Origin of the sequence: Lamprobacter modestohalophilus (assembly GCF_016583905.1) — a bacterium.
Taxonomy (GTDB): Bacteria; Pseudomonadota; Gammaproteobacteria; order Chromatiales; family Chromatiaceae; genus Lamprobacter; species Lamprobacter modestohalophilus.
The window spans coordinates 1-14,974 of sequence record NZ_NRRY01000056.1 but is presented as its reverse complement, the minus strand read 5'-3'; the positions used below and the strand labels follow the sequence as shown (position 1 = coordinate 14,974).

Genomic DNA, 14,974 nt, shown 5'->3' with positions numbered 1-14,974 from the left:
CACCTGGGCTTGGATGCTGGCTTGGGCGCTCGCTGATCCTCCTGCTGGCTCACCTCCCGAGCAGCCCCGGCAGGATCTGCCGTAATCCGTCGCCGAGTCCCTTGATGCCGGTGCGTTCTTCGATCTCGTCGAACAGCCCGTTGTCTTCGCGCAGCGCACGCCGGGCGGCCGTATCGAGCGCGCTCCGCACATCGACCTCCCAGCGTGGATCGGCCCAGGGGCCACTCGCGCTAATCGGGATCGGGATGCCTTCCAACTCCTTGATACCCCGGCCCTGACCCTTGGGTGGTTTGGTCATCACCGCCTGCAAGTTGAGCGCAATCTGCTGTGTGCTGAGGTCTAACTCACCGCGACCATCGATATTCAGGAGGTTCGATCGCAGCTGAATGTCGTCACTACTGAATCGACCCTCCGCCCCCTTGGCGCTTAGGGTGAGGGCATGAAAGCGGGTCAGATTCTCCGCATCCTCGCGCGAGACACCGATCGCACCGATAGTGCCGGTGATCAACTGCCCGAGATCAACCATGGTCACAGCACCCTCGCGCACTGCGAAGGCAGCTTCACCACCCAGCGTCGAGAGGATCGAGGCCGAATCGGCACCGCGGGCAAACAGATCGAGATCGATCTCGGCGAGACCGGTGATCGGTACCTGATCGTGGCCGCCGAGCTGGAGCTCGGACAGAAGCGCGGCCAGATCGACGCTGCTCGCGGTCGCCTCGAGCTGCAGGTCTGGCCCAGGCGCCCGGGCACCCGCAGACTGCGCATCGAACGCTCGCCCTGGTCCAGGTCCAGGTCCAGGTCCAGGTCCAGGTCCAGGTCCGGGTCGGGCTTCGGGTCGGGACGACGCCTTATCTGCAGTGGACGCTGAATCCGGCTCTCGCCCTGGCTGTGGGACCGACGCACCAGCCAACTGACTTGCGGCGAACTGGGTCTCCAGCCGGCCACCGTAGAAGTCGGCATTTGAGTCAAGCTCGAGCGAACGCGGAAGCAGATGCCCTGTGAGCTGCGCCGAGCTGAGGCCGAGCCCGCCAAGGCGCAGCTCGCCGGCGGCCAGTTGCAGCCGAAGACCCTGCTCTGGCTGCCTGGCCGCCGGTGGCAGCGGTGGTAACGGTGGCAGCTGAGTTGTCGCAAGGTTGAGCGCGGCAGCAGGCGCAGCTGGCACCGCATTGGCCACGGCATGAGACACCGTTGCCATAGGCTTGGCTGAGGTAGTCAGCGCTGGCGCAGCGTTAGCCGAGACAGCCGGCGCAGTGGGTCCAGCAGGCCCAGGCCCAGGCCCAGGCCCAGGCCCAGGCCCAGGCCCAGGCCCAGGCCCAGGCCCAGGCCCAGGCCCAGGCCCAGGCCCAGGCCCAGGCCCAGAAATAGGCTCGGCGCCAGCCAGATAGGGATCAAGCTCGAGCCGGTCGATCGCCACCGCGAGCCGGCCTGAGAACGGAGTCAACGGCCCCATCGGCAACCGTAGACGCGCCACCGCGGCGAGCTGTGTCTGATCAATGATCATGGCCGCGTTGTCGATCGCCACGGCAAGGCCGCGGAGCTGCAGATCAAACTGACCGCCAACCCGCCTCAAGGTCTGGGCGTTGCCGGGCATCCTCAGCGCGGTCTGCGCGACAAGCCAAGCACGCAGATCAAACGGCGGCACTCGAACCTGGCCGTCGATGCCTAGACCCGAGGGCGTCGGAAACAGCTGCGCAGCCCCAGTGACCTGCAGCCGATCGGCGAGCAGCTCGAACGGGTCGATCGAGAGGCGAGCGTTCATGAGCTCGAATCGAGCCTCCGCAGCGATCTCGATCGGCGGCCCCTGGCCACCCGCAAGGCGACCAAACCGCAAGCTCAACGGTCGCAACGTAAGCTCAGTGAGTGGATCTGCCAGCCTGATCTCGGCCTCGACTAAGCCGGGCAGTGAGATCATCGGCGTCAACAGCCTAAAAGTCGCATCCAGACGACCGCTGCGTCCCGGGACGATCGGGCCTGCGGTCAGGCTCAACGCCTCCAGACCAAGCATTGAGTTCGTGCCGGTCGTCGTGCCTGGCCCGATCAGCTCGCCATCGCGGATCATCAGCCGACGAATCGGCGGCAGTGTCGGCGGGGATACCATGGCTGTGGCTGACGGTGGCCCCATCGGCGCTGTCGTCGCCAGCTCCTCCTGGGCCGATCCTGACACCTGCTTTAGCCCCGATCCAGCTACATCCTGAGCATCGGTGGCACCTACCAAGGCGCGAGGAGAGCGCTCGCCCACCCGACTCATCAGGTGGCTTGCAAGATGGCTTGCAAGATGGCTTGCAGCAGTAGACGCAGCTGAAGACGGGGCAGTCGACAGCATCTGCAGGCTGAGCCTCGGGCGATCAATCAGCACTTCGGCTAGCACCAAACGCCCCATCACCAAGGGCCAGATAGCGGCCTCAAGATGCACAGACTCGACGGTTGCAAAGACAGGCACTTCAGCCGCAGCAGTCGCGGCAGCCGCGGCAGTCTCGGAAACCCGCAGCCCTTCGAGGCGAAGACGCGGCGTCGGCAAGAGCCGCAGCTGCCCGATGGACTCGACCTGGGTCGGCCGGCCCAGCGCGAGACTAATCTCGGCTTCGAGGTCGCGCAAGAGTTGCTGCTTGTCGACCAGCGCCGGCGCGATCGCGGCAGCAGCCACGACCAGCAACAGCAGCGCAAGCACAAGGCCTAGGGTCAGCTTGATCCAACCCAGCTTGATCCAAACTGGCATGATTCAGCGCCTTTCTGGCATCAGTCAGCGTCCTTCAATGTTCTTGGCCACAACGCCTCCTGGCCACAACGCCAACAGAGGTCGAAGCTGCCATCAACCAGCTCGCCGCATCCGCGACAGACCCAGGAGGCTGCCGTAGCCCGCGCCTGATTCTCCGCGAGCCAGTCGTTGAGTAAGGTTTGAGCACGTGGCAAGTCGTGGTCTTCGATGACCCAGACGGTGGGATAGACATCAGCGGGAAGCTCACCGGCTGCCCCGGAGAGATAATCGCCAAAGACGCGGGCCTCGACATGATGCCGGTCGAGCAGGTCACGCAGCAGCTGTGCCTCGATGCGGTCGGCGGCCTGATAGAGTTGCTGCATGATCTGAAACAGAGTGGAGCGGGCGATGGGAATCGAACCCACATTAGAAGCTTGGGAAGCTCCTGTTCTACCATTGAACTACGCCCGCTTGGACGAGGGATTGTAGAGCCGGCGCCGAGCAACTGCAACGGCGCATTGCATCATTAAACACCACCGATCTCAAATACCACCGACCTCAGTGATGCTCGGCATACATCTGCTCGACAGCGTCTTTGTACTGCTCAAGCACCTGATTGCGCTTGACCTTCATCGTCGGCGTCAGCATCGCGTTCTCGATCGTCCAGGGCTCCAACGCTAGGGTGACCCGACGCACTTTGGCGTAGCCAGGAAAATCGGCGAGCGCATCGCGGATACGCTTTAGGATATCGCGCAGCAAGTGCGGGTCCGACAGGCTCTCGCTTCGATTCGGATCGAGGCCATACTCGCTTGCCAGGCCAGGCCAAAGGTCGTTGTTCAGGACCATGATGGCGGTCAGGTAGGAGCGCCCCTCGCCGAGGACCAGCACCTGCTCGACCAGCGGATCGAGGCCGATGGTCATCTCCATGTCTGCCGGCGGGACCTTCTCGCCGTTCGAGAGCACCAAGATATCCTTGAGGCGACCGGTGATATAGACATGGCGATCATCAATCCGCGCTTGGTCACCCGTCCGCAGCCAGCCGTCCGCGGTGAACATGCGCGCGGTCGCGACGTGATTGTTCCAGTAGCCGAGGGTGTTACAGGGGCCTTTCACCTGTAGCTCATCATCGGCGCCGATGCGCACCTGGATGCCGCGCAGCGGGATGCCGACACTCTCCGGCCGATTGTCCTCCAGCGGGTTGACCGCTACCACCGGGCTGGTCTCCGTGAGCCCATAGCCCTGCACCAACGGCAGCTCGAGCCCGATGAAGAGCTGAGCGACGCCAAACGGCAGCGGTGCACCGCCACTCACCGCCGCGCGTAACCGCCCGCCGAGACGCTCGAGCACCGGCCGCGCCACCTTGCGCCGCAACCAGGGCCAGAGCAGCAGCAAGGGATGCCAGCCACGCCGCCCCTGGCGACGCTCGAAGTCGATCCAACCGACCCTAACCGCGAGCTTGAACAGCGACCGCAGCAGCTTGGGGCGTCCCTCGAGCTGATCCTGAATGCGCTGATAGACGCGCTCGAACACCCGCGGCACGGCGATGATCACGCTCGGGCGGATCGTCTGCAGATCCTCGGCAAGCTGATTGATCGAGCGCGCATAGGCGACCGTCGAGCCGGTCATCATCGGCAGGTAGTAGCTGCCCATGCGCTCGAGCATGTGCGACAGCGGCAGGAACGACAGGAAGACGTCTTCCTGGTAGACATCCAGCATGGTGACGCTGGCATGCGCATTTGCCAGAATGTTCAGGTGGCTCAGCATCACGCCTTTGGGCCGCCCGGTGGTCCCAGAGGTGTAGACGATCGTCGCCAACGAGTTTGGATCGGCATCACGCTGCGCCCAAGGCTCGCCGTGCTCCGGCAGCCAGTTTGTGGCAACCACGACACGCTCATCGTAGGTCGCAACGCGGCGCGACTGCTCGCTGTCTTCGAGGATCACGACGCGCTCCGGATAGAGCGCCTCGCCAATCGCCGGCGCCAAGCGCTTCCAGCGGTTGGCATCCTGGATCAGCAGCACCTTACAATCGGCATCTTGGAGGATATGCGCGGCGTTGTCGGCCCGGTCGTCGGTGTACAGGGGAACGGTGATCAACCCCAGCGACAGGGCGGCCTGGTCAAAGATCACCCACTCGGTGCAGTTACGCAGCAGCATGGCCACCCGATCACCCGGACTCAGTGCCTCCGCGCTCAGCGCCGCTCGCCAACGCGCGATCTGATCCGCGGTCTCGCGCCAACTGATGCTGCGCCAGCTTTCGCTGGTGCGATCGAACCATTGGTAAGCAGCGCGGTCCGGTGATCGGCGCAGGCGTTGATGAAACAGTCCGTCGAGCGTGCTAGCGCGCTCGACCGAGATCAGATCCTCGGACCATCGATTCACTGTCGGTGCCTCCCGATTGAGTCTTTATGTTGTTTTCGTCGGCGCTGCAGTCTAGTGAAATTGCCCGCCGCCCACCAATCAGGATGTCGCCCGCCACAGCACCGCGCGTCATCAGAATTGTCTGCTCACAGGAGTTACTTGAGGATGCAAATCCAGCTCAACGGCACCCCAACCACGGTCCCAGACGCGACGCGCATGTCCGGCTTGATCGAGCACCTTGGCCTCACCGACCGCCGTCTGGCGGTTGAGGTGAACCGCGAGCTGGTGCCGCGCAGCCGCTTTGCCGAGCATGAGCTCAAGGCTGGTGATGCGGTCGAGATCATCCATGCGGTGGGTGGCGGCTGATGAACCCAAGGTAGCTGCGAGCGCTTCGCCATAATGAGCGTTAGCCGAGCCCATCCGGTCTCTGTCGAGCGGATCACGGACAATCCTCAGCGCCACGGGCCAAGCCGATCAGCTATTGTCTGAGCACCGCCCACCAAGGCAGCCCGGCCTGCGCCGAGTCCGCATCAAGACCGTGGCGAGCCTGGCATGGGCCTTGACCACTCCGAGGCCGCCCATCGGATGCTGAACATCACTGATCAGCGTCCCGCGAACGCCTTACTCTGATTTGACGACCCTATTTAAGACCGACGCCCATCGTTATGACTGCATCGACGACCTCTTCAGACAACTTCACCATCGCCGGCCGCGACTACCACTCGCGCCTGCTGGTTGGCACCGGCAAGTACAAGGACATGGACGAGACCGTGCGCGCGATCGAGGCCAGCGGCGCCGAGATCGTCACCATCGCCGTGCGCCGTACCAACATCGGCCAAAACGCCGATGAGCCGAACATCCTCGAGGTGCTGACCCCAGATCGTTACACCATCCTGCCCAATACCGCCGGCTGTTACGACGTCGACAGCGCGGTGCGCACCTGCCGCCTCGCACGCGAGCTGCTCGATGGCCACAAGTTGGTCAAGCTCGAGGTGCTCGGTGACCAGAAGACCCTGTTCCCGGATGTGCTGCAGACCGTCGAGGCCGCCAAGATCCTGGTCGCCGATGGCTTCGATGTGATGGTCTACACCAACGATGACCCAATCGTCGCCAAGCAGTTGGAAGAGATCGGCTGCTGCGTGGTGATGCCCCTGGCGGCGCCGATCGGCTCCGGGCTGGGCATTCGCAATCGGCTGAACATTCTCACCATCGTCGAAAACGCCAAGGTACCGATTCTGGTCGATGCCGGTGTCGGCACTGCCTCCGATGCGGCCGTGGCGATGGAGCTGGGCTGCGACGGCGTGTTGATGAACACCGCGATTGCCGCAGCCAAGGACCCAGTACTGATGGCCAGCGCGATGCGCAAGGGCATTGAGGCCGGGCGCGAGGCCTTCTTGGCCGGGCGCATGCCGGCGAAGCGTTTCGCATCGGCTTCATCGCCAATCGAGGGGACCTTTTTCTGAGGCTTCGAGGACTCCGAGGCGTTCTTGATCAGATCCCTCGTCAACCTGAATCTCGCGCGATTCCTTGTCCAGGGTAGCGTCGCGCCATGATTGTTAGGCCTGCTCCTGCAGAGCCTGGGTAGGCGAGCGTCAGACCACCTTGGTGATCGGCTCGCCGTCTGGCTCGTCGATCACCGGCTCTAGGGTCACATCCTCGTAGATCTCGTCCATCGTGCAGCCGAAATCGAGCGTCGGCAGCTCCAGTCGGCCATCCTCGGCCAGCGGCTGCAGCAGCCAGCCCTTGGCGTGACGACGAAAGACATCGATCACCCGCCGGCGTGAATCGATCAGGACGTATTCCTGCAGGCTATCGAGCAGCCGGTAGCGGGCAAACTTTCCGCCGCGATCGTAGCCCTCGGTCGACTTGGAGAGGATCTCGATCACAACAGTCGGCGAGCGCTTGATCAACGGCTCAGACGCATCCGCCGCCGCGCAGGTGACGAAGACATCAGGGTAGAAGAAGGCGTTGGCCCGCTCCACCTGGAGCTTCATATCAGTGATGTAGACCCGGCAAGGGCCACCGCGCAGATGGGCACGCAGGAGGCTGAAGACGTTCCCCGCGACGGTGACATGCGCATCGGTGGCGCCGCCCATCGCAAAAACCTCACCATCCACATACTCGTGTTTGATGGGCGACTCGGCCTCGCAGGCCAGATAATCATCGACAGTAATGAATGACGACACGGCAAGATTGGACATCATGGCGCTCCCGGTAAGACGGCTGTGGAACCTGTTCGTGGCACGCTCGCGCGGCTAGAGCCAGTGTGCTCTGTCATCGTACTCAAGCTGGCGGCGCCACAACGATTGAACACGAAGAAGATGGAAGGAAGTCATGACTGAATCATCGGCAGACCTTGATTGCAACCGATTATTGAAGCTTCGCCTCATCGTTGTCCGCCACAGCGAGATGGACGATGAGCAGCAAACCCGACATCGCTCAGCCGCTTCAGGCGCGCGCTGAGCCCAAACACCAAGCGGCTCCTGATTGACAACGCATCGCGGCTCGATAAAACTAAGTCCGGTTAGTCTAGTTTGATTTATCCGGAGAATCCCAGTGCGCACCGTCAACATGCACGAAGCCAAGACCCACCTTTCTCAGCTCGTTGAAAAGGCAGCGGGCGGCGAGCCATTCGTCATTGCCAAGGCCGGACGCCCGATGGTCAAGGTGATACCCCTTCAAGAAGTAACGACCCCGCAGCGCCTCGGCTTCATGGCGGGGCAGATTCGCGTGCCCGATGATTTCGATCGCATGGGTGAAGACACCATCCTAGCGATGTTTGGGGAGCAAGCTTGAAGCTGCTGCTCGATACCCAGGTGCTGCTCTGGTCCGCAGGTGAGCCCAAGCGATTGTCGGAGGAGGCGCGCGCGTTGCTCGCAGCCCCCGAGAACCTGCTCCATTTCAGCCCGGCCAATCTCTGGGAGGTGGTCATCAAGAACGGACTGGGGCGAGACGATTTTCAGGTCGACGCGCACGCCCTGCGCCGCGGCCTGCTCGACAATGGCTACCGAGAACTCTGCATCGACAGCAGCCATGCGCTGATGGTGCAGAATCTTCCCGCGATTCACAAAGACCCGTTCGACCGCATGCTGATCGCCCAAGCCATGGTCGAGGGATTGACCCTCGTGACCTCGGATGGCCTGATCGTTCGCTATCCCGTCTCGACGGTCCGTGTCTCTGTTTGATCACCGCTATTGGCATCCGTCGTCGCACCAAGCGCTCCCTGATCCCGGCTGCCCCATGGACAAGACCAACCGCAACGCCATCCAAAACACGACCAAGGTCTTGAAACTCAGCAATCGAGACGCGGGCAATGCTGCAGAGCCAGCGCCTGCCGAGGCGCGCGAGCGCATACCGCGCCCAATTCGCAGCTTCGTGCTGCGCGAGGGGCGGCTGACGGCCGGCCAGGAGCGCGCCTTTCGCGAACTCTGGCCGCGCTTCGGCGTCGACTGGCAGCCAGGCGAGACGCTCGACCCACAGGCGCTATTTGCCGCCGCCCAGCCCGATCTCACTAAGCCGCGTCCCATCACGCTCGAGATCGGCTTTGGCAACGGCGAATCGCTGGCGACCATGGCCGCGGCGGCACCGGAGCGCGACTTCATCGGCCTCGAAGTCCACCGACCCGGCGTTGGCCATCTGCTGCTCTTGCTCGAGCAACAGGGGCTGACCAATGTGCGCGTGCTGCGCGCCGATGCGACGGCCCTGCTCGAGACCGGCCTGCCCGCTGCTAGCCTTGACCGGGTACAGCTGTTCTTCCCCGACCCTTGGCCGAAGAAGCGTCATCACAAGCGGCGCATCGTACAGCCGAGCTTCGTTGCCGCCGTCGCAAGGACGCTGCAATCAGCGGGGATCTTTCACCTGGCTACGGATTGGACCCCCTATGCGGAGTGGATGCTGACCATGCTCGACGACGCCAACACACTCTTTGAGAACTGCGCTGGACCGGGCCAGTTCAGCCCACGCCCGGCGCAACGACCGCTGACCAAGTTCGAGCGCCGCGGCCAGCGCCTCGGTCATCAGGTACACGACCTGATCTACCGGCGTCGCTGATGGCTGCCTTAACCCTCTCGCAGCTGCAACCGCGTATCCTCGCCCCGGTCGATCTGCAGATCAACGCCGGCGAGCTGATCTTCATCTCCGGGCCTTCAGGCTCCGGCAAGAGCCTACTGCTGCGCGCCATTGCCGATCTCGATCCGAATCAGGGCGAAGTGTTGATCGACGACCGGCCTCGGACGTCGATCCCGGCCCCGGAGTGGCGGCGGCGCGTCGGCTTGCTACCAGCCGAGAGCGGCTGGTGGGCCGATCGCGTTGGTGACCATTTCATCACTGCTGCCGCCGCACGGGCTGCATCATCGACTGATCCTGCCGACAACGCCGATCGTGATCCCGCTGTTAGCACAGCGCTGCCGCATCTGCTCACCCGCCTCGGCTTCGAGCGCGACGTCCTCGATTGGGACATCCAGCGGCTCTCGACCGGCGAGCGCCAACGCCTCGCACTGGCGCGACTGTTGCTCAATGACCCGGAGGTGCTGCTCCTGGACGAGGCCACCGCCAACCTGGACCCAACCAACCGCGAGCACGCCGAGCAGCTGATCGATGACTACCGGCGCCAGCGGCGAGCGGCCGTGCTCTGGGCCAGCCATGATCCAGACCAGCGCCAGCGCCTAGCGCAAGCCGCCGGTGGACGTTGCTTCGTCATCGACAGCGGCCAGCTCATCCCAGAACTCTCCCTTTAACCATGGATCTCATCTCTCTCAGCCCCTTCGACCTCTCGCTCGCCGCCGGCCTGGTACTGCTGCTCGCCGCCCTCTCCTGGCGCCTGCATCTCGGCATCGAGCGACGCATCCTGATCGCCGCCGCGCGCAGCACGGTGCAGCTGGTTCTGCTCGGACTGGTGCTCAAGGTGCTGTTCGCGACCACCGATCCGCTCTTGATCGGGCTGCTTGCCTTGGTGATGCTCTCGGTCGCGGGTTGGGAGGTGATGGCGCGGCAGCGACGGCGCTTCCGTGGCGCCTGGGGCTACGGCATCGGCGCGCTCTCGATGTTCCTGTCCTCGTTCAGCATCACGGTGCTGGCGCTGACGGTGATCATCGGCGTCACGCCCTGGTACCAGCCGCAATACCTGATCCCATTGCTCGGCATGCTGCTCGGCAACACCATGAACGGCATCGCCGTCGCCCTCGACGGGCTCAGCCGCCAGGCCTGGGAAGGCCGCAACCGCATCGAGGCGCGGCTGCTGCTCGGCGCCACCTGGAGCGAGGCGATCGCCGACATCCGCCGCGATGCCCTGCGCGCCGGCCTGATCCCGATAACCAATGCCATGACCACCGCGGGTCTGGTCAGCCTACCGGGCATGATGACCGGCCAGATCCTCGCCGGCAGTCCGCCGATGGAGGCCGCCAAGTATCAGCTGCTGATCATGTTCATGATCGCCGGCGGTACCGGGCTCGGCAGCATCGCCGCGATCTCGATTGGTGCTCGGCGGTTGTTTGATGGTCGGCATCGGCTGCGGTTGGAGCGGCTGCGGGTGGTGTAGGCCGGCGTCGAAGCGGCGTTGGACGTGCGCGCGGCGAGCGTCGGTCGCTCCAGTTGACGGTTGGGATCACGACTATTGCGCGTCTATCAACTGATGTGCATGACTGGCCGCAAGCAGGCCTGCCATGAAGGCACCTGATTAGAAAGCTTCTTCGGCCAAGCCCCTTTCTCGCCGCGGAAAGACGCACAGTAGAGCGACTTCCGATTGCTCGAAGGACCCGCTCATGGCCATGAATCGCATTCACTTCCCACCTGGGTTGTCGTTGCCGAGGTTCTCCGAGCAGTTTGGCACCGAGGAGTATCTGCAGCCTAAGCGGCGGGGAGGGCTATCAGGTGTGGGGATGGACTGGTCAGGTCCTGAAAGTGTGGGTCGGTGGTAACGAACCGTTCGCAACCATGCTGAGCGGCGATAGCGACATGGACCGAGTCCATTGCCTTGAGACCCTCGCGAGTCGCCGTGACCAAGGCATCTTTGAAAACGGCGGGCCGGACCGGGAGAGTTCGAGCCGCATCCAGCAGCGCTTCGTAGATATCAACGAGGTTGTTGTCGCCGAGACGCTGCGGTCTGACCAGGACCTCTAGCCGAACCGCATCGGAGGTGCAAAGCTCCCAGCCTTCGTGGGCCAAGCGGGCCAGAGCATTCTGAATCGGGGGCCGATAGGACTCGAGCCCCTCAATCAACGTGATCCAAATACAGGAATCAACGTAAGCAAGCCTCATGACGACTCTCGGAACTGCCGGATCTCCCCCAGAATCTCGCGGTGGTCACGAGAGGCGATGGAGGTTGACTCGGCGCGATCCAGCACCGCGGAGATCGCGGCCCATTGGGCGGTAGCGTGCTCCGCTTCATCATCGATGATGACGTGAACCCGCTTGCCGCGGTAACGGGCCGGCAAGATTGCCGTGAGCACGCCGTCCTTGGAAACATCAGCTTCGATCTGCATGGGGAATCTCTGACCTGATTTTTTGTGCGATGGTCGCTGGCCAGAGATTATACATCGGTGCAGGACGCGAATGATTGGGACTCGGAGCCGTTAGCCTTGGTCGGGGTGTCACAGCAGTCGAGTAAAGCTAACGCGCCAATGGCCGCTACTGGCCGACTGCGGACGTTAGAGGCTATATATCTTTGACGTCATCTTCGGTGAGTTAGTAGGAGGCCGAGCCCAGGTAGAGCAAAGCGACCCGACAGATCATGATCAGGACTAAAGTGGTCAGCTTCGAGTGCCTTACAGAGTTACTGCAGTCTAAGCCGAAGCGCTGGAGACGCGCCAGAGTCAGAGGTCGCGGAGCGCCGCCGAGCGCAGCGATGGCCGGGGCGGAGCTTCTAGGTATGGGCTCTTCTGTGATCTGCTGCGTGCCGGGAGCAAGCTGATTGCCAGAACGGCACAGCGTTGCAGGAGGACGACTAGCCCGAATCTGGCGCCTTCAAGGAAGCCTATCGAACCGAGGCGGAGGATTAGTCGGATGGCCTATTCCAAGCCGTGGCAAAGCTACGAGGAGCAACCCGACCTGCTGATCTCCCGTGGTCTGATGGTGACGGATCGACCCAAGGCCCTGGAGTATTTGCAGCGCATCGGCTACTACCGCCTGAGCGGCTACTGGTTTCCCTTCCGCGAGCGGTCGGGGCTGCTGATCCTGCTTGACGAGCACGGCCGGAAACCGGTCAAGAAGCAACGGAAGGAAACGAGAATCGCCCTCGATGATTTTCGGCCCAGCGCGACCTTCGAGGATGCGGTCAAGCTCTACGTCTTCGACAAGAAGTTGCGCATGCTGGTGATGGACGCGCTGGAGCGAATCGAAATCGCGCTGCGGGTGGACGTCTCCCACACCCTGGGCAAGCTCGACCGCTTCGCCTACCTCAATCCCGCGCTGTTCCATTCGGAATTCAGCGAGAAACTGCACAATGATAAGGGCGTAACCAGCCACCATGAATGGTTGGGAAAGCACGCCCAGCTGATCGGTCGCTCCAAGGAGGAGTTCGTCCTTCACAACAAAACCAAGTACGTCAGCCCTTGGCGATCTGGGTCGCTTGCGAGGTATGGGACTTCGGAACGATGTCTCGACTACCCAATTCCCGAGTCGCTTCGGGAAGTTTTTGCGACTCGTCAACCCACCAGATCCAGGCATGGGTGTCGAGGATAATCATTGGCTGACATCCCAGTCGACATCAATCGGTGAGACGATATCCTTTTCGAAGGTCACACTGCCTTTTAGCGGATGATGCCCACTAACCTGCGATGGCTCGGACTGCATAAAGGCGCGCTCTTCCTGGGCGAGTTGTTGCAGGACGACCTGCGCTAAGCGGATCTTGTCCGTATGGGAGAGCGCGCCGACTGAAGGCAGGATGTCATCGATGGTCATGAGACAGACTCCTTGAGCGCCATGGCCTGCCGACTGATGTCTTCAATAGAGGATTCTTCGCACTCGGTAAACCACTGTTGTCGCCAGCGGGTATAGTCGAAGGGTTCTCGCTGGATGAGCGCGATGAACCGCTCCATTTCCATATCACCCAGATGTTCTGCAAGCAGTTGCACGCCTCTTTGGCGGATTTCGGTATCGATCATTTGGCTTCGAGGCCTCGGTTGGCGCTACTACTCGTGTCGGTCTGATGATTGTCGGTCTGATGATTGTCTGTTCTGGCCATCGTTCGATGTTCCTGCAGTCATCCTTTTGTCCTTGGACCAGAACGGCGCTGAGTATGCTTCTCGAGTATAACGCCAGAGATGACGGTGGGTAATCGCTCGCGGCGATGCTCGGCAGAGAGCCCGCGAGGCGGGAGCCACGGCAGCGGCACCACCCACGGCCTGGATGAGCTGAGCGCCGGTGGCACCGGACTCGGCAGCATCGCCGCGATCTCGATCGGCGCCCGGCGGTTATTCGATGGTCGCCATCGGTTACGGCTGGTGCGTCTGCGGGCGGTGTAGCGCAGCCTCGAAGTGGCGTTGGACGTGTTCGCGTCGACCCGCAGCGGTGCTTTAGGGCGTCAGCCCAGCTGGAACAGAGCCGCCAGTTGATACGGCAAACCAAAACCGCAGTCTTCTGCCCTAAGTGGCTGTCCACTTTCTACTTCCCGATGATCGCCTAACAGCGGGCCTCAAATCGGGACCTGATTAGCAAGCTTCTTCAGCCAGACGAAGCCAGCGCGCAGGACGCGGCCCGGTTGTCGTGGCTGCCAGCAGCAGGCGGCTATGAATCGTTTCCAGATGGAAGCGCCGGTTGAAGCGATAGGCGAAGGTGCCGAGATAGCGAGCACGATACTTCTCGAAGTCAAAGGCATGGTAGGCGCCGCCGAAGCTGCTCTTGAGATTGCCCAAGAGGGTGTTGACCCAGCTAAACGCCGGCAAGTCCTTCGGTTTGCGCGTGCCAACGACGATGACATGATGCGTACACTCAGCATCGGTGACGCCAGCAAAGCAGGCCAAGCCATCGGAGGTCACCTCGCAGCCTGGAGCCAGATCGCGGCTCGCCCACGCGGCAATCGCCTTGCGGGTGAAGCCAGGCACAGCGGCCATTTTAGTGTAGAGCGGATGGCCTTCGAGGCTCAAGGACACCGCCGCGACGAAGGGGACCTTGTTCTCCGAGCCGCGCCCGGGCTTGCCGCCGGCCAGCTCACCGCCGAGATACACGTCGTCGACCTGGACGTTGCCACTGAGCGTATAAGCGCTTTCGCGCTCGGTCATGGCCTGCATCAGCTTGTGCTGGATCAGCCAAGCCGTCGGATAGCTCACGCCCAGCAGCCGCTTCAGGGCCAGCGCGGAGAGGCCGGTCTTGGCCTGGCTGATCAGGTAGATCGCCAGAAACCAGACCGTCAGCGCCAAGTGGGTGCTCTGAAACAGGGTGCCGGCGATCAGCGAGGTCTGTGTCCGACAGGCTCGGCACTGAAAGGTCTTGTGAGCGCCGACGTGCAGGATGTAGGCCTGTGGGTGGTCGCACTTGGGACAACGAAATCCCTCGGGCCAGCGCAGCCGTTCGAGCTCAGCCTCACAGAGCGCCTCGGTGCCGAACTGCTCGGTGAACCTCGGCAACGACAGCCCAGGTTGGAACTGAATGCGGTTCATCGGCATGACGAGATCCTTCGAGCAAGCGGGAGTCGCTCCACTATGCGCTTTTCCTCGGCGAAAAAGGGGGTTGGCTGAAGAAGCTTGCTAATCAGGAATCGGGAAGAAGTTGATGGACAGTTTCTAACCCGTCGCTTCATCTTTATCGTCGTCCGCATAGGCAGACTCGATTCGCTCTCCGCAGTGATCACACAATAGTAATGGAATGGTCCGCCCCGCTCCTCCAACACACCCCGAGCGGGCACAATAAGCGATGATGAGAACCCATCGTCAACCAAGGTAGCGGAGCAGACCAATGACAGAGACTCACAAAGACCGGGCCATCACG

The 14,974-nt window shown here is 62.5% G+C and carries 18 protein-coding genes and 1 tRNA gene; 9 read left to right on the top strand and 10 right to left on the bottom strand.

Translation table 11 applies throughout. The features are described 5' to 3' along the window. Nucleotides 1-49: 49 nt before the first annotated feature. The 4 genes from CKO42_RS21965 to CKO42_RS21950 all read right to left on the bottom strand — a co-directional run bounded on the left by CKO42_RS21965 (nucleotide 50) and on the right by CKO42_RS21950 (nucleotide 5,074). Complete coding sequence (locus CKO42_RS21965; protein ID WP_200249029.1) at nucleotides 50-2,716, bottom strand: AsmA family protein; 2,667 nt, start codon at nucleotides 2,714-2,716, stop codon at nucleotides 50-52. Between the two features lie 20 nt (nucleotides 2,717-2,736). Next, a complete protein-coding gene (locus CKO42_RS21960) occupies nucleotides 2,737-3,120 on the bottom strand; it encodes a putative signal transducing protein (RefSeq protein WP_338034980.1) in 384 nt (127 codons plus the stop codon). Then, a tRNA-Gly gene (locus CKO42_RS21955) sits at nucleotides 3,093-3,166 on the bottom strand. The genes CKO42_RS21960 and CKO42_RS21955 overlap by 28 nt, the downstream gene beginning before the upstream one ends. Nucleotides 3,167-3,253: 87 nt before the next feature. Next, the gene (locus CKO42_RS21950) at nucleotides 3,254-5,074 is read right to left on the bottom strand and encodes an AMP-binding protein (protein ID WP_200249019.1); all 1,821 of its coding nucleotides are present in this window, start codon (nucleotides 5,072-5,074) and stop codon (nucleotides 3,254-3,256) included. Between the two features lie 144 nt (nucleotides 5,075-5,218). Here CKO42_RS21950 and thiS point away from each other — a divergent pair, with 144 nt between their 5' ends. Together thiS and CKO42_RS21940 are read left to right on the top strand one after the other, a co-directional pair. Then, on the top strand, nucleotides 5,219-5,419 hold the full coding sequence (gene thiS / locus CKO42_RS21945) for a sulfur carrier protein ThiS (RefSeq protein ID WP_200249016.1): 201 nt from the start codon (nucleotides 5,219-5,221) through the stop codon (nucleotides 5,417-5,419). Between the two features lie 299 nt (nucleotides 5,420-5,718). After that, nucleotides 5,719-6,516, top strand: coding sequence for a thiazole synthase (locus tag CKO42_RS21940; RefSeq protein ID WP_200249012.1), 798 nt, complete (start codon nucleotides 5,719-5,721; stop codon nucleotides 6,514-6,516). Nucleotides 6,517-6,645: 129 nt separating this feature from the next. Here the strand turns inward: CKO42_RS21940 and CKO42_RS21935 are convergent, their stop codons facing one another. Beyond that, entirely contained in the window at nucleotides 6,646-7,254 is a 609-nt protein-coding gene (locus CKO42_RS21935; protein ID WP_200249008.1) for a Uma2 family endonuclease, read from the bottom strand. Nucleotides 7,255-7,609: 355 nt separating this feature from the next. On the opposite strand from CKO42_RS21935, the gene CKO42_RS21930 reads away from it, so the two are divergent. The 5 genes from CKO42_RS21930 to CKO42_RS21910 are packed head-to-tail and all read left to right on the top strand — an operon-like array spanning nucleotide 7,610 to nucleotide 10,589. Then, nucleotides 7,610-7,849 (top strand): type II toxin-antitoxin system Phd/YefM family antitoxin, encoded by a 240-nt coding sequence (locus CKO42_RS21930; RefSeq protein WP_322825020.1) that lies wholly within the window; start codon nucleotides 7,610-7,612, stop codon nucleotides 7,847-7,849. Further along, nucleotides 7,846-8,238: a type II toxin-antitoxin system VapC family toxin gene (locus tag CKO42_RS21925; RefSeq protein ID WP_200249005.1), complete on the top strand. Its 393-nt coding sequence runs from the start codon at nucleotides 7,846-7,848 to the stop codon at nucleotides 8,236-8,238. Before CKO42_RS21930 ends, CKO42_RS21925 begins: the two co-directional genes overlap by 4 nt. Nucleotides 8,239-8,293: 55 nt before the next feature. Continuing rightward, nucleotides 8,294-9,103 (top strand): tRNA (guanosine(46)-N7)-methyltransferase TrmB, encoded by an 810-nt coding sequence (gene trmB / locus CKO42_RS21920; protein WP_200249000.1) that lies wholly within the window; start codon nucleotides 8,294-8,296, stop codon nucleotides 9,101-9,103. Continuing rightward, nucleotides 9,103-9,789, top strand: coding sequence for an ABC transporter ATP-binding protein (locus CKO42_RS21915; RefSeq protein WP_200248989.1), 687 nt, complete (start codon nucleotides 9,103-9,105; stop codon nucleotides 9,787-9,789). Before trmB ends, CKO42_RS21915 begins: the two co-directional genes overlap by 1 nt. A gap of 2 nt (nucleotides 9,790-9,791) precedes the next feature. Further along, the gene (locus CKO42_RS21910; RefSeq protein WP_200248971.1) at nucleotides 9,792-10,589 is read left to right on the top strand and encodes an ABC transporter permease; all 798 of its coding nucleotides are present in this window, start codon (nucleotides 9,792-9,794) and stop codon (nucleotides 10,587-10,589) included. 308 nt (nucleotides 10,590-10,897) lie between these two features. Here CKO42_RS21910 and CKO42_RS28635 read toward each other — a convergent pair whose 3' ends face one another. Together CKO42_RS28635 and CKO42_RS21900 are read right to left on the bottom strand one after the other, a co-directional pair. Beyond that, complete coding sequence (locus CKO42_RS28635; RefSeq protein ID WP_200248969.1) at nucleotides 10,898-11,308, bottom strand: type II toxin-antitoxin system VapC family toxin; 411 nt, start codon at nucleotides 11,306-11,308, stop codon at nucleotides 10,898-10,900. Beyond that, nucleotides 11,305-11,532: a hypothetical protein gene (locus CKO42_RS21900; RefSeq protein ID WP_200248967.1), complete on the bottom strand. Its 228-nt coding sequence runs from the start codon at nucleotides 11,530-11,532 to the stop codon at nucleotides 11,305-11,307. The genes CKO42_RS28635 and CKO42_RS21900 overlap by 4 nt, the downstream gene beginning before the upstream one ends. Nucleotides 11,533-12,052: 520 nt before the next feature. Between CKO42_RS21900 and CKO42_RS21895 the strand changes: the two genes are divergently transcribed. Then, complete coding sequence (locus tag CKO42_RS21895; protein WP_200248965.1) at nucleotides 12,053-12,730, top strand: Abi family protein; 678 nt, start codon at nucleotides 12,053-12,055, stop codon at nucleotides 12,728-12,730. On the opposite strand, the gene CKO42_RS21890 is transcribed toward CKO42_RS21895, so the two are convergent. Both CKO42_RS21890 and CKO42_RS21885 read right to left on the bottom strand, forming a co-directional pair. Further along, complete coding sequence (locus tag CKO42_RS21890; RefSeq protein WP_200248961.1) at nucleotides 12,731-12,949, bottom strand: hypothetical protein; 219 nt, start codon at nucleotides 12,947-12,949, stop codon at nucleotides 12,731-12,733. Then, entirely contained in the window at nucleotides 12,946-13,152 is a 207-nt protein-coding gene (locus tag CKO42_RS21885) for a hypothetical protein (RefSeq protein WP_200248957.1), read from the bottom strand. Before CKO42_RS21885 ends, CKO42_RS21890 begins: the two co-directional genes overlap by 4 nt. Nucleotides 13,153-13,317: 165 nt before the next feature. Here CKO42_RS21885 and CKO42_RS28630 point away from each other — a divergent pair, with 165 nt between their 5' ends. After that, on the top strand, nucleotides 13,318-13,512 hold the full coding sequence (locus CKO42_RS28630) for a hypothetical protein (protein WP_420844341.1): 195 nt from the start codon (nucleotides 13,318-13,320) through the stop codon (nucleotides 13,510-13,512). Between the two features lie 186 nt (nucleotides 13,513-13,698). On the opposite strand, the gene CKO42_RS21875 is transcribed toward CKO42_RS28630, so the two are convergent. After that, a complete protein-coding gene (locus CKO42_RS21875; RefSeq protein ID WP_200248952.1) occupies nucleotides 13,699-14,652 on the bottom strand; it encodes an IS1595 family transposase in 954 nt (317 codons plus the stop codon). Between the last annotated feature and the right edge of the window lie 322 nt (nucleotides 14,653-14,974).